This is a genomic window from Myxococcus xanthus (genome assembly GCF_006402735.1).
Lineage (GTDB): Bacteria > Myxococcota > Myxococcia > Myxococcales > Myxococcaceae > Myxococcus > Myxococcus xanthus_A.
In genome coordinates, this window is record NZ_CP017174.1 from 5,512,755 (window position 1) to 5,526,485 (window position 13,731).

The 13,731-nt window shown below is 65.1% G+C and carries 16 protein-coding genes; 1 reads left to right on the top strand and 15 read right to left on the bottom strand.

What is annotated here, in order from left to right:
- Positions 1-152 precede the first annotated feature (152 nt).
- From BHS09_RS22515 to BHS09_RS22530, 4 genes are read right to left on the bottom strand one after another with little or no spacing between them, the layout of a single operon-like run.
- The gene (locus tag BHS09_RS22515; RefSeq protein WP_140798930.1) at positions 153-455 is read right to left on the bottom strand and encodes a hypothetical protein; all 303 of its coding nucleotides are present in this window, start codon (positions 453-455) and stop codon (positions 153-155) included.
- Positions 452-904 carry a hypothetical protein gene (locus BHS09_RS22520; protein WP_140798931.1) on the bottom strand — a complete coding sequence of 151 codons (453 nt, stop codon included), beginning with the start codon at positions 902-904 and terminating at the stop codon, positions 452-454. Before BHS09_RS22520 ends, BHS09_RS22515 begins: the two co-directional genes overlap by 4 nt.
- A 12-nt stretch (positions 905-916) precedes the next feature.
- Positions 917-1,450, bottom strand: coding sequence for a M15 family metallopeptidase (locus tag BHS09_RS22525; protein WP_140800742.1), 534 nt, complete (start codon positions 1,448-1,450; stop codon positions 917-919).
- Positions 1,450-1,734: a hypothetical protein gene (locus BHS09_RS22530; RefSeq protein WP_140798932.1), complete on the bottom strand. Its 285-nt coding sequence runs from the start codon at positions 1,732-1,734 to the stop codon at positions 1,450-1,452. The genes BHS09_RS22525 and BHS09_RS22530 overlap by 1 nt, the downstream gene beginning before the upstream one ends.
- Positions 1,735-1,990: 256 nt before the next feature.
- Here BHS09_RS22530 and BHS09_RS22535 point away from each other — a divergent pair, with 256 nt between their 5' ends.
- The gene (locus tag BHS09_RS22535; protein ID WP_140798933.1) at positions 1,991-3,190 is read left to right on the top strand and encodes a hypothetical protein; all 1,200 of its coding nucleotides are present in this window, start codon (positions 1,991-1,993) and stop codon (positions 3,188-3,190) included.
- A gap of 88 nt (positions 3,191-3,278) precedes the next feature.
- Here BHS09_RS22535 and BHS09_RS22540 read toward each other — a convergent pair whose 3' ends face one another.
- The 11 genes from BHS09_RS22540 to BHS09_RS22590 form a co-directional block, all read right to left on the bottom strand.
- A complete protein-coding gene (locus BHS09_RS22540) occupies positions 3,279-6,509 on the bottom strand; it encodes a hypothetical protein (RefSeq protein WP_237079768.1) in 3,231 nt (1,076 codons plus the stop codon).
- A gap of 15 nt (positions 6,510-6,524) precedes the next feature.
- On the bottom strand, positions 6,525-7,286 hold the full coding sequence (locus BHS09_RS22545) for a hypothetical protein (RefSeq protein ID WP_140798936.1): 762 nt from the start codon (positions 7,284-7,286) through the stop codon (positions 6,525-6,527).
- 1 nt (position 7,287) lies between these two features.
- Positions 7,288-9,666 (bottom strand): phage tail family protein, encoded by a 2,379-nt coding sequence (locus tag BHS09_RS22550; RefSeq protein ID WP_174260576.1) that lies wholly within the window; start codon positions 9,664-9,666, stop codon positions 7,288-7,290.
- A gap of 221 nt (positions 9,667-9,887) precedes the next feature.
- Positions 9,888-10,241, bottom strand: a complete 354-nt coding sequence (locus BHS09_RS22555; RefSeq protein WP_140793746.1) for a phage tail protein — start codon at positions 10,239-10,241, stop codon at positions 9,888-9,890.
- A 31-nt stretch (positions 10,242-10,272) separates the two neighbouring features.
- Entirely contained in the window at positions 10,273-10,935 is a 663-nt protein-coding gene (locus tag BHS09_RS22560) for a hypothetical protein (protein ID WP_140798937.1), read from the bottom strand.
- Entirely contained in the window at positions 10,935-11,360 is a 426-nt protein-coding gene (locus BHS09_RS22565) for a phage tail tube protein (protein ID WP_140798938.1), read from the bottom strand. Before BHS09_RS22565 ends, BHS09_RS22560 begins: the two co-directional genes overlap by 1 nt.
- A gap of 8 nt (positions 11,361-11,368) precedes the next feature.
- Positions 11,369-11,785: a hypothetical protein gene (locus tag BHS09_RS22570; RefSeq protein ID WP_140798939.1), complete on the bottom strand. Its 417-nt coding sequence runs from the start codon at positions 11,783-11,785 to the stop codon at positions 11,369-11,371.
- Between the two features lie 36 nt (positions 11,786-11,821).
- Positions 11,822-12,241, bottom strand: coding sequence for a minor capsid protein (locus BHS09_RS22575; RefSeq protein WP_140798941.1), 420 nt, complete (start codon positions 12,239-12,241; stop codon positions 11,822-11,824).
- Positions 12,241-12,564, bottom strand: a complete 324-nt coding sequence (locus BHS09_RS22580) for a hypothetical protein (RefSeq protein ID WP_140798942.1) — start codon at positions 12,562-12,564, stop codon at positions 12,241-12,243. Before BHS09_RS22580 ends, BHS09_RS22575 begins: the two co-directional genes overlap by 1 nt.
- A complete protein-coding gene (locus BHS09_RS22585) occupies positions 12,564-13,220 on the bottom strand; it encodes a hypothetical protein (protein WP_140798944.1) in 657 nt (218 codons plus the stop codon). Before BHS09_RS22585 ends, BHS09_RS22580 begins: the two co-directional genes overlap by 1 nt.
- 90 nt (positions 13,221-13,310) lie before the next feature.
- Positions 13,311-13,724, bottom strand: coding sequence for a hypothetical protein (locus BHS09_RS22590; RefSeq protein ID WP_140793760.1), 414 nt, complete (start codon positions 13,722-13,724; stop codon positions 13,311-13,313).
- Positions 13,725-13,731 lie beyond the last annotated feature (7 nt).

A 13,731-nucleotide genomic window follows, 5' to 3' on the forward strand; every position in this document is an offset into this window, starting at 1 on the left:
ACCAACCCTCCCGCATCCCTCTGCGACTCCCACAGGGCCCTTGGCACCCACGGGTGGACTGTGCCTTAGTCCCTGCCGGGCGGCTGTGGTGAGTACGCAGATCACGGCGTCGCGAGGTCCCAGACCAACCGCGCCGATTCCACAGCCGCCCACTATCGGTTCGCGAGCCTCGCAACGGCGAACCCGGCCCCCAGCCCAGCAAGCAGGGCCACGATGGCGACCGTGAAGGACACGTCCCCGGCCTGCTGGCGTAACGATTCGTTCTCAGCGCGCAGCCGCTCAATCTCCGACGCGGTTCGAATGCAGCGGCTCTCCGACAGCCAGCAGCCGCCCTCCACCTCTACGGCTGCCGTATCTCCGTCCGGGAAGAGCTGAGCGCGCTCGACGCTGACGACGTCCGAGCCCGACGCGGGAAGCGCGAGCAGCAAGGCCAGCACGAGCGCGCCGAGCTTCACTTCCCGCCCCGGGAGTCGAGCTGCTCAAGCACGGCAATCGCTGCGGCTTTCTCCGCGACCTGCCCAGCGGCAATCGCGCCCGCCAACTCGGCGCGGGCAATGGCGGCGCTCCCGAACAGAATCCGCTTGATGATGGTGAAGCCACCAGCGGCCGTCAGGGCAACTTGCAGCGCCGTCAGCATCAGCGCCAACGAGAACGGCGCCCCCGCAGCGAGCGCGTTCGCTACTGCTCCAGCGAGGGAGACGCCAAGCACGAGGACGGCGCCGCCCCTGTCGGTATTGAAGAACGGGATGAACCCGCCACCGAATCGCCGCAGCAGGTAGACGAGCACCACCACCACCAGGGCGGCGAGCAGCGCGTAGTTCCGGCTCGTCACGGCATCGAAAAGAAGGCGCGCGAACTCCTCGAACTGCTCGGGGTTCGGCCCGACTACACCAGCGTCAACCATGTTGCCTCCGGGTTAGAAGCCCAGCCGTTCCAGTTCGGCCGCGAGCTTCGGGTTTGCTGCACGCCACTTCGGCGACAGGCGCTCGGCATTGAGGCGGGCCCACACGTCGGCGAGGGAACTCTGTTGGACCAGGGCGCGAAGCGGCGTGAGCTGAAGCGCGCTCACGTAGCCCGGCCACTGCACATGGGGGAAGTCGCCGAACCGGCCGCCCCATACGAGGCCCGCCTTCGTGGCGTCCTCGCCCAGCACGCGGTAAGCCGACTCGCGCCAATCCGGCTGAACGCCAGGTCGCGGGCTCGCGTCGCAGACGGAGTCGAAAGCGAGCCCGTAGTTGTGGGCGGACAACCCTGGCGGTGCCGCCTTGCCGCCCTTTCCCGCCAAGTACAACCGACGCAGCTCGGCCTGTTCCGTCAGGTCCCGGAAGCCATGCGTCGCGACGTAGCGCACCCCACGGGCCGCACAGCGCGCGATGACCTCCATGAACACCGCGACGAACGGCGGATAGACGCGGTCAAGGTCGACCCGCTCGAAGTTCGCATGGGTCATCACGAGCCCCGCCCGCCCGACTGGGTCATGCGAAGCAGCTCAAGCCCGACGGTCTGCCGGACCTGAGCGGGAAGGCCCACGCTGAACTCGTCGCGCCACCGCCGCAGGGCGCCCAGCTCCACGGCCAAGGCGTTGATGCGCTCGTCCTGCCGCGCGACCTTCTCGACGAGGGCCCGAATCTCCCCGACCAGGGACTTCGCGGCCCAGGTGAGGACGCCGACGCCGGCCGTTCCAAGCAGGGAGCCGACTACGAGCTGAACGGACTGAGTCTCTTCTGCGGTCACAGCGCCACCGGGTCGAAAGGGTGCCCCCGGTAAATGCGTGCGACTTCTAGATGTGGCTCACAGAGCGAACGCCAGCCCCCTGAAGTGCACCTCGCGGATACTCCACCGCAGCCCTATTGCCACAAGGCAGGGTTCAATGGACGCGTCGCCCGTGCCATGGAGGCGCAGTCTCGATTCCAATTTAGCACACATTACTGCAAACTGAGTCCGAGGACCATCCGGCTTCCACACCTTCAATCAAGCAACCACCGAACATATGGCAACCATCGAACAGGCAAGAGAAGTTCTACGCGGCCTCACAAAGGCCGTCGTCATATCCGAGGGCTCGACTTTCACATTCACAGTCGGCCCAAGGACTCAAACATACGCCATCTCAAGCGACTCCATCGATCAATACCTCTCAAAGAGAAGCGAAATCTCAAGAATCGCCGAAACCCAGCTCTCAATGCCGGGCTACTACGAACACGTTGTCCAATTCGAGAACCCAACATTGCGACGACCTGACTCCTCTCTCACGCTCGAAAGCGCCGACGGGAAGACGAAGATCGAAATCGGCGAACCATCACTACTCTTCTGCCTATCATTGACGGACACCCAAGCCCTCAACAGGGACTTACAGCGACGGCTTCACGGCCCACCAATTTCTCGGCCTGGCGCAAAGAGCATCACCGACTACTTCAGATTCCGCACAATCAAGATCTCGACATCTCCCGACACGGCCCTCGGCCGCGCGCCCTCCCGATTGCACGAACTCGCCGAGGCTGCGGCATTTCACTTTGCATATGGCAATGGAATCTCCATCTCCTTTGCAAAGTCGTGGGCACGAACGTACTACTGGATTGGCCGCAAGAGTACCGAGCAAGTACAATTCCCACTTCGCACATACAATTCTGAGCTCATAGGCTACCACAGTCTAGCACTCGGCACCGACAGCATGTTCTTGAGCTACCTAGCTCTCTATAAGATCCTAGAGTATTTCTACACATCCGCCTCGGAGAGCGTGCTTCACCAGAAGGTGAAGGCGCACATCATCAATCCAGACTTCTCCCACACGAAAGCCAAGAAAATCAGAGATCTCATAAAAATCATTCGACAGTTCGACACAAGACTAGATGAGCTTTCGGCACTCAAACTTGTTCTTGCGGAGCATTTTGACAAAACCGAACTGCGTCAATGGATTGAGGAGCACGAGACAAACAATTCCCCGCACTTCACCGAAGAGCGAACCATACTTAACCGCTCCATGCGAATTGACACCAGTGACAATACGATTATTCCCAACATCGCAACACGTATCTACACGATTCGCAACGCCCTTGTTCACAACAAAGAGGGTGAGGTTGCCCGTTTCGTGCCCTATTCGGGGCAGGAAGAGGTTCTTCAGAAGGAAGTACAAATCCTCCTTTTCCTCGCCGAGCAGCTAATTATCAAAACAGGGAAAGACATTACACACTAGCCCAAAACACCACTTCATTGAAACATGGAGACCCACGGCAATCGCATTAAACACTTGCTCGTTCTAGAGAGACTGAGACCAAACAACGCTAATCGCGGGGCTTGAGGTTGTGCGCCAGCAGCCCGTTCACGATATAGGTCATCGCGAAGCGAACGGTGATCCTCATCACGTCGCCGAAGTCCCGTGGCTCGACACACGCCACGCGCCCCGGAGCGGCACCATCAATTGTCTCTCCGGGGTGAAGCGCATCAGTGCGAATCCAGCCGCGCTCGAAGGTCCGCCAACGATGGTCCGGCGTCACGACGAGCACACGCCCATCCGTCATGGTGAGCGTGCAGCGCGCCGCCTGATGCCTGCTGACGTGCGTCACCTCGAAGATGCCGCCATCTCTCTCGTGCTCGTGCATGGTGAGCACTCGCATCCCAGGCCGGAGCATTTCGGCAGACACCTCCGCGCCGTCGGCGAGCAACACCGGCTCCCACGGCGCGACGCAGGTTCCGTGAGTACCGCCGCCACCTCCACCGCCGCCCGTCGGCGTTGAAGCGGGCCCCGTCGCACTACGCACCATGTTGACGCCGTAGTTGCTCGGCGGGAAGAACCACCGCTCGGCGCTGTAGCCGCTCGCGTTGTGGAGCCGCACCTTCAGGTAGAGCAGCTTGTTCGAAAGCGAGTCCCGCAGCCGGTTGAACCTGTCGCCGTACATGAAGGTGAAGCCAGCGCTCGTCGCATTGCTGGCGTCGCCGTCTACCGCGCCGTTCTGGTACTTGCGGTCAGCAAGTGGCACCGACGTCCCATAGAGCCACTGGGGCTCGTTGCTGTCGCTATACGCCCAGTAGAACCCCACCTCCAGGAAGCGCAGCGCATCGAGGTTGTCGCTCACAGCCTGGGGCTGAATGACGGCATGGTAGTGCGCCCAGGTGAAGTTCGCCGCGCCACCAGCAGCCCCGGCAATGGCGTAGCCCTCAAGCACCTGGATGTTCAGCCGGTCGATGTTCGGCACGCCCTCGTTGTTGCCTCGGTAGTAGATGCGGCTTCCCGTGTCGGCGAGGGCCTGCACCGAACGGAAGAAGCCGTCGCTCAGGTAGTAGCGCCCCACCTGGACGTTGTTCGAGGCCACCTTGAGCGTCGTTCCTACGTTGTCGAGCTTCGCCCCGGCCGTGGGGATGCCGCTGCCGTCTTCGGCGTAGTTGGACGTCTTGAGGGTGTTCGCCGCGAGCAAGTCGAAGGTGACCATCTTCCGCATGGAGACGGCATCGAAGTAGAGCCGCTTGCCCACGTCCGCCGCCGCCACCTGGGTTTCCCAGAAGAGCTGAACCCCCGTGCAACCGGCCGGGCACGTCCCCTTCACGGTGACACGCTGGTACGTCGTTCCAACCTGTCCCAGAAAGACGCCTGTATTCTGGCCCGCGTAGACGCCGCTTCCGTCCTCCCACAGCAGGTGAAGGGTTCCCATGCCCCCGACGGTGACGGACGACGCCTTGACGTAGACCTCGGCGAAGAACTCGTCCCCAGGGGAGCACTTGAGCCGCCCGCCTGGAACCTCCGAGCCATAGCCGCCCGTCCAGCTCAGGCCCGGCCACGCCCCTGTGTTCGTCAACTCCACCCGGCGCACCCAACGGCCCACCCGGGCATTCACAGGGTCCTCGACGAGCCTGTCACCATCGGGCGACTGCCCCACGGCGCGAATGCCCGCTTCGTTGTAGCCGTTCGGAATGAGGTTGTCGGTGGGCGGATACAGCAGGTGCTGGAAGCCGACCGCGGCATCGCTCAACGACGCGCCCTCAAGCTGCTTCGGCGTGACGGCGAGCTGAGGCGACGCGTTCCCTCGATTGCCGAAGCGGTCCCGAGGCACCACGCGCACGAAGTAGGTCGCCCCCGGCATCAGGTCAGCTACTCCGAATGCCGTCGTGTCGAACGTCCCGCGCAGAGTGGAGCTGCTCGGCGTGAAGCCGCTCGACGTCGAAACGTGCAGTTCGTACCCCGAAGCAACTGGACCACTCGAAGCCGGGGTGAGGGACAGTGAGAAGCCATTCACGACGGCCGTTACGTTGATGTTCAGCGGAAGCAGCGGCGGGGACGTGTGCGCGGGCTCGCCCAGGCCGGGGCGCGTGTCCATCTCCAGCCACATGGAGATGCCGAAGGAGGGCTTCCCGCGCGTTGTAAGCGTGGTGCGTGCGTCTCCCTCCGTCGAGAAGACGTGGCGGAACCCGGTGACTGCCAGGTTCTGCGCGTCCGAGTAGTGAACGCCGTTGGGGAGGAACCGGTAGAGGTCGCCCAGTTCCACCGGCAGGAAGAAGTCGAGGTCGATTTCCTGGTCGGCGAGCGGCTCGCACAAGTCGGACAGGGCCGCATCCGCCATCCTCCGCGCTTCAACGTCGCGGTCGATGTTGCTCGAAGCATCCTCGGCAATCTGCATGTAGCGAACGCCGTAGGCGGCCTGACTCGCGGCATCCTCAACGACGACGCTCTTCGTCTTCGCATGCCCTGCGACGTCCAAGTCGCCCGCGTCCGAGAAGACGACCTCCACCCTGTTGCGGACGTCCGTCCTGCTGACGGCGAGCTTCGCAACAGCGCGATAGTCGTCCGGGCCGAAGGTCCACGCGAGCGGAGGATTCGTGCGAGTGGGCTCGGAGAACGTCAACGCGAATGTCCCGCTCGACTCGCGCCAGCGATAGCGCGCCTGCCAACCAATCTGTTGAGCCAGGTCCCGAACGGCGTCCAGGACGCTCGCCTTCTTCTGGGCGAACTCATGGAGCATCCACCCAGGAGACGCCGGGACATGCAGCAGCGCATCCGCCCCGTTGTCCGTCAGGATGGCCTGCATCACGCCCTCGACGGCAACGCCCTGGGCGTCGTCGTCCCCGTAGGCCCGCTCAACCTCGATGAAGGTATCCTGGAGCCGTCCCCCCAAGTCACGCCCTCGGAAGACGAGCTGTTCACCTGCGAAGTCGACTTCGTCGATGTCTCCATGAAACAGCGTGTGCCACTCGCTCTCGCTGGGCGACATGGCGATGGGCGAAACCGCAGCCTCGACGGTGAACTCGCGCCCTGGTCGGATGAGCTGCCCGCTTACGGCATTCAGCTTCGAGTCGGCCCGGAGCGGGGCCACGCTGAAGAGTTCAATCTGCCGCTTGAGCGTCACCGTCGCGACCGAAACGGGCTGGTCAACGTCCTCGTCCACCTCGACGGCGTCGAGAAAATCGCGGCCTTCAAGCTGGCTCAGATTCCGCCACGTCCCCGCGTCGTCGAGCACCTTCACCCGAACATGGGAAGCGTGTCCGGCCGGGCTCGTGAGCGCTGCCAACCCCTGAGACGACATGCTGCGCATGGATTCCTAAACCTCTCGCAAGGTGAATTCAAGCCGCTCGCCAATGACGCGGGCCCCTTGGTGGATGAATTCGACGAACTCGCCGTCCCGCACTTCGCCAAGCACCTTCGCCTCACCGACGCAGAAGGCCCCGCCTGCCGTCAGGTACGGCAACGCGCTCCAGGCGCGAGCCGAGTGCCACAAGGCCACTTCCGGAACCCATGAGTCAGGAGCCATGAACGGCAGGCTGACGACGTCGTCGAAGCGCCGCAGGTTGAGCGCCCCCGTCAAAGACAGGGAGCCACTGGAGACGATCAGCCCGCCCGCGCTCGCCGAAGCCGTCCCCTGCATCCAGCGCGCCCCATCGCTCCGGTTGATGACCTGGAGCCAGACGCCCCCCGCCGCGTCGTAGAGGTGGTGCAGCGTCGTCCAGCGGGGCCCGAGTTGCATCGCCCAGGCGCAAGACACACCGATGGGCAGCTCGAACCCGCCACCAAAGCGGGCACCTTGGAAGATGCCCCCCGTCGCAATCGATGAGGCAAGGCCCCGGCTCGTGAAGGTGTCGCCGTCGAACGCGAGTGCATGACCGTCCCCGGCAATCAGCCCACGGAAGGCCAACGCCTCGACAGAAGACAGAGGCCCCGTCTTGAACTCCCACTCCTGGCGCGTCGCGCGGCGCCCGAGCCGGTAGACGCCGCTGAACGAGCGCGAGTCGACACCGATGCTCACCTGCCTACGCCGCCCCTCGACAACGGGCACGGTGATGCCATTCAAGTTTAGGAAGGGCATCTCAATACCTCCCATTCAGCCACTCACCGTTGCCGCGACGTCGGCCCGCTTCGCGCTTCATTTCGATGTAGACCTGTCGCGCTGTCTCGGCGGGGTCATGCGCGGCCTGAATCACAATCTGCCCAACGCTGACGTTGCCGCCGCTCACCGGGACAGCAGGGCTCGACGTGACGGGCGATGCACCATGAGGCCGCTGCGGCTGGCCCGAAACCGGGTCCTGTGCGTTGAACCGCGCAAGCGCCACCTTGAAGCCGGATGGAACATTGGTGAGCGCCTCGGTTGCCTTCTTCGTCGCGTTGGCGTTCTCCCACTGAGCGACAGCGGCTGCTGAATTCGCAGCGGCCGACTCGTAAGTCGTATCGCGCAGCGTGTTCAACGCCCCGTCGACCTGGTCCATCGGGACTTTCATGCTGTCGAGTCCCCGCGCCATCTTCTCGAAGGCGCCCCCTACGAGCGGAATCTTGCTGAGCGCACGGAAGACACCGGCAATGAAACCGATGATGGCGTTCCACACCGTGCCTACGCCCTTCACGACGTAGAGGATTCCCATCGCCACGACTCGCACGACGGAGAAGAATGCCTTCATGATGGGGCCCGCGAGCAGCGCCAGCGGCTGAGTCAGCGCGACGAGAATCTGTCCCAACACGGTGATGAGCGGGGCGAGTCCCTGGAACAGCGTGCCGAGCACCTCCAGCACTGGGGCAATCGCCTGAAGCGGCGCGAGCAGCATTTCGAGCACCGGCACAATGGCGTCGAGCAGCGGCGCCACCATGTTGAAGGCGGACGCGAGGAGCGGCAGCACCGGGGCCAGCACGCGGCCGATGGCATCGGCAACGAACTGGATGAAGCCCGCCGTCATCTGAATCAGCGTGGCGAACGTCGAGCTTTGCGCGAGCAGTTCGGCGACAACGGCGATGACGCCGCCCCACACGCCTCCAACCATCATCCCCTGCTCGAAGCGCTCGAACAGCTCGTAGAGCCCACCCATGGCCTGCGTGAAGCGGCTCGTGAGGGAGCGCTTCGCTTCGTCGACGGCCCTGGCCAGCGCGTCCGCGAGTTCCTTCGCCTTCTTCCGGGCAACCTGCTCGATGACGGCCGCGACGTTGCCGACGCTTGCGAGGAACTCCTTCGCGTTGAAGTTCCTAATCTGGACGCGGCCCGCTTCGATTTCCGGCCCGGCGGACGGCGTGCGCACCTTGCCCTTCGGCCCGCCGAGCATGTCGTCGAAGACGCCGCCGAACTTCTCACGGAGGAACGCCGCAGCGTCACCGCCAAGCAGCTTCACGCCATCGAAGGCGTAGCCCGCGCCGTAGGAGACGTCCGCCCAAACGGAAGCGAAGCCGTCCTTCAACTTGCCGAGTGCGCCGTCGGCGAAGCCCTTCAGCCCTCCGAGAAGCGCGTCGCCGTTCAGGTCCTTCAACCCCTCAAGCGAGGCCGCGACGCCGTCGAGCTTGAGCGCGCGAGCCAGCGGCGCCGCCATGCGTGCCAGGTTGCGCACCACGAAGGCGAACGTTTCGAGCTGCCCGCGTGCCCACGTCCCAACAATGGCCCCAAGCCCCGTGAAGAGTTCCCGGAAGAAGGCCACCGCGCGGCCAGCAACTTCGGTGACGCCCCACCAAGCAGACACGAACGCATCGCGCATGCCGGTGCTCGCGTCGTTCCACGCCTTGTAAAGCGTGCCCGCGAGCATCACGACGCCTGCAACGGCGAGCGCGACGGCGGCCAGAGGCGCAGCCACCACGAAGATGCGCGCGGCGGCATTGCGGAAGGCCGCGGCAAAGCCCGCGTCGACCTGCTCAGCCCCCTTCGCCACTTTCTTTAGGTTGCCTTCAACAACGGGCGTCTCCCCACGGACGAAGCCGGAGAAGCGCACGACGGCCTTTCCCGCGCCGTCCAGCGCAGGGACGACAACCGTACCCACAATTTCGGCAGTGCTCTTGACGACGCCAGCGGCAGTCCCCAGCGCGCCACCCGCGAGCGCTGCCGCAGTCCCCCACACCAGCATGGTTCCGACGGACTGCTTCACCGACGGCTCTAGCCGTTGGAACCAGCCGAGCGCGTGTTCGAGGACTTCGGAGAGTCTCTCAATGTGCGGAAGAATCGCTTCGCCGATTTCAGCGAAGACGTTGGTGAAGACAAGCTTGATTCTGTTGAGCCGCTCGGTGACGCCGCTATCGAACTCAGCCACCGCGGCAAGTGCGCTGTACAGGCCCACGCTGAACAGCGCGCCGATTCCGCCAATCTTCTTCCCGAGCTTTTCGACTTTGTCGGCCGTCTGCGCAACGTCCGCGACAACGCGCCGCATGGACTTGGAGAACTCGCCGACGGCGGCCGTGACGACGACATACAAGTCGCCAACTTTCAAACCGCCGCCAGCCATGACGAATCACCTCTTGCGCAAACGCCGAATGGATTGCTGGCCCGGCTGCGACGCGCCTGGAGCCGGTTGGTTGGAAGAGCGCCTTTCGAGTTCGTCAGCCTCTCTTCGCGCATAGGCGACGAGCCCGACGACATCCTCGTAAGGCATTTCACGGACTGCGTCGGGCGGCAGTTTCAGGAGAGAGGCAACCCCGTAGAGCAGGCTCGCTTCGGGGTCGCTGTCTATTTTCCCCGCATCTTCTCTTCGCTCACGTTGAAGACGTCCGTCAGGTCCGTCGCGAGGTCTTCAAGCCACGACTCGTCGAGCAGCTCGTCGATGTCGTTGACGGAGAACATCGGGCGGCCCGTCTCCGCGTCGTGAAGCACGCAGACGGCGATGCGCCCCAGCATCCGCGCTCCGGCCCGGTCTCCCGTCGGCTCGTTCTTCTCCGTCATCTCCCCGGCCTCGCGGGCCTGCTCAATCAGCCGCAGCCGGTCGCCCATCGTCGGCTTGATGATGTTCACCTTGACGCCGTCCACCTCCACCGACTTCAGGACGCGACGATTCTTCGCAAGCAGCTTGTGCTTGTTCGACATGGACTCTCCTTTGGGTGTGAAACGAGACAGCTCAGGGCGAGCCGTAGCCCCAGGCGAAAGCGGCGCCGTCCTGCGACTGGAAGGCGAAGCCGAGGAACTTCACGGTGTGCTCGTAGAGGGCCCCGGGCGTTAGCTTGTGGGACAGCTCAGGCACCTTGACCCACGCGCGGAAGACTTGAGCCCCGGATGCCTTGCCAACTTCGATGAGCAGCGGAGTCCCTTCAGCCAGCGCTTCAACCTCGAGCTCAGTGAGGGCAAGCCCCGTCAACTCCCCCGAGAAGTCCCGGAGCGACACCGAACGCCGCTTGTAGTCGTCCCCCATGACTTGCAGCTCGACGACGTCGTTCGTCACCGTGAGGGAGATGGAGCGCACCAGGGCGAGCGGATGGACGGGCAACGCGTAGCCCGAGACGCGCACGAGGGCCGACGGGCCGGGAGCGCTGGCGAGGTGGACGTCGCCGAAGAGCGGGTCGACGTAGGCGTCGACAGGTGTCCAGGCGTCGGCATCCCCGTTGGGGGAAACCTCGACGAACACAGGTGCTCCCGGATTGAGTCGGCGAAGCTCCGGGTCCGCGATTCGAAACTCGGTCCCCGTGAAGTCGGGCGCGGGCATGGACACGGCTTCGGCTTCGAGGAACTCGGCAGGTTCTCCAGCGACAGACAGCGAGCCGACATGCGCAGCGATGGCGGCCATCAGACGGCCACCGGGGCGCCGTTGCCCAAGAGCTTGCAGGTGAACTCCACGACACCACCCGGAGTCAGCTTCTCGTCGTAGCTGTTGACGACCATCGGGATTCGCTTGCCCCTGGAGCCGGCCGATGCGCTGGGGTCGAAGATGAACGTCACGTAGACGGTGCTCCCGTCGTCGCGCGCGTCACGCAGCACGGACTGCGGCGCGTCGCCCTCCATGAAGTGTCCCGACAGGTCCGCGCTGGTGTCCTTCAGCGTCTGGACGCGGGACTTGTAGCCCGAGCCGCCGAGGTAATTCGTCTCGACGAAGTCGCCCGTCTCGCTGAGCGACGCATCCGTCAGGCCGTCGACGCGGTCAGCGGACTGCGTGGCATTCGTGTCCGAGCGCACGGAAACACTGTCGAGGTGAGCAGCAACAGGGGTGGACATGCGAATACCTACCGGCTCGGGAAGAGCCGCGAAAGCGTGGCAAGAATCTGGGCGGCAACCGTCTTGCGGAACTTCGCGCGCCCCCGACGGGCGGGCTTGCGCAGGAAGTGGACCGGCGTGGCGAAACGTTGCTCGCCCCAGTGAAACCCTTCGTGGATGGCGCCTGCGGCTTCGTGGGCATACCCAGCCGTCGCGGTGACGCTCGCCTTCGCGTCGTTCCGCTCCGGGCCGTCGATGAACCCGGACGTGCTGAGCGGCGGCTTGCCGTCCGTGTCCCGAGCGCCCACGGGCACCAGGGCGCGGCTCGCCTGGAGCACCGTCGACGCGTGTTCGCGAATCAAAGGCGCCAGGTCGGCGAGTACGGGCCGCTCTACCTTCCGCAGCTTGTCGAGCAGCCTGAAATCAAGAGCAACTTTGAGTGGCATTGCTCCCGGTAAATGCGTGCGCTTTCTCGCCGTGGCTCACGCGCCCATGTCGATGAAGGAGGCATCCACGGTGAAGGTCCACCAGTGGCGGTCGCTTCCGTCGGTGCCGATGTAGTTGGGGCTGCCTTCGTCCACCTCAATCAGCACGTAGGGCGCGGCGCTCGCGAGGTGGAGCACGTCGAGAGCCGCGAGCGCGAGCGCCTGTCCCTCCCGGAAGCGCTCACGGGCGGAGCGAACGCGGACCTGCGAGGTAACGGTTCGGTACGTCTTGCGGCCCCCGCCGATGTAGCTCTGCGGCGGGTCGCCTCCGGTTTGCAGGACGAAGCAAGCAACGTCCGGCACCGAGGCATCGTCGTCTTCGAGCGTCGGGCCGAGAAACAGGTTGGCCCCGGCGCTCAGCCCGAGGCCCCCAGCGGCGAGAATCGTCGCGAGGTCGGCAGCAGTGTCGCGGGCCATTAGAGCCAGACCTTCCGGTAGCGCAGGACACCCGCCCCGTCGACGTGCTCGTCAACGGCGGCAGGGCGACGGGCGTGGTTGAAGTCGGTGAGGTCGTCGCCCTTGAACCAAAGCCGGTGGCGCAGGGTGACGGGTGCTTCGGTGTAGACGACGAATGAAGCGACGAACTCGGCGCCGTTGGCGTCGCGAATCAGCTTTCGACTCGGCTGGATGCGCGCGGGAGCTTCCTGGATGGGACCCAGCAGAGGAGTCCCCCAGGCGTCCCGCCCGATGACTTCGGCGTAGCTCACTCGCTGGCGGAAGAGAGAAGCGGGCCCGCTCATCAACTGGCCCTCCACAGGACATGAGGCGCGACAAGCAGCTCGGTGCGGGGGCTCGCAAGCCGCTGGCCTGCGCTTCGCTCCCGGTAGCTCACGGACCAATCCCCGAGACTCTCGCTGGACACGTCGGAGTCACGCCCCCTCCCCCGGTACAGCGCGCAGGCTTCGAGGATGGCGGCCTCTTCGACTTCGGCGGGCAGGGTAACGGGCCCCTGGGGGGCATCGAGGGCCACTTGCCCCGGCGTCACGTAGCCGCCCGTGTACGTCACCGCCAGCGCATCGGGGCGCCCCTGCCGCATCTCGACGGTCAGGGTGACGAGCCCGCCTACACGCGCCGTCACCGGCCAGAGGCCAGCGAGGCGGTAGAGAAGGCCCCCCGCCGCGAGGTCCCCGGCAAGGGTGTAGGCGGTGGCGTCGAGCAGCTCGCCCCCTTCCATCACCTGGAGGACTTCGACGAGCGGCGGACGGCTCAGCAGCACGTAGGGGCGGCCGTAGCTGTCCGGGTACTCAGTAACCGTGGCCCGCTCGAAGGCCCGGCCGCACAGCCTCGCGATTGCACTGCTGGCGGCAGCGACGCAGCGCTCGACGTGCGAGTCGGAGGGCACGCCCAGGTCGGCGGCCACGGTAGCGGCAAGGCAGAGGTCAGTCGGGCGGGCCATGGAAGGGGCTCAGGACGGCGTAGGAACGACGAAGCCGGGGCCCCCAGGGGAAAGGGAGCCCCGGCCCGGGAAATGAGGCATGGCGCGGCGCTAGGTGGCGGGAATCTCGTCCGGCCCGCACAGGACAATCAGGCTGGAGGCGCCCAGGGTGGGAGACGTGCCCCCCGTGAGGGCCACCGTCTCGACGACTCGGAGGTAGCGCTGCGCCGTAGGGAGCCGGACGTTGACCCGGGCCACCGCGTTTGCCGTCGTCAGCGGCGCGATGGCGGCTTCGGACAGGTCCGTCCATCCGTTCTGGCCATCGGCGCTGTCCTGGAGCTTCGCAGCCAGCGACAGCGCTGTCGGGGCGCCCGTAGCTGCCCCCGTCGAGGCCGTCAGCACGCACGAGTCGAAGCTGAAGCGGTCGACAGCGGCACTGTTTCGCGTCCCCGCGCTCACTGCGGCGGGCACAGTCCCGGGGCGAATGCCGACGAGCACGCCCGCGTCGGTGGAATTGGCGTTCATGGTGGGG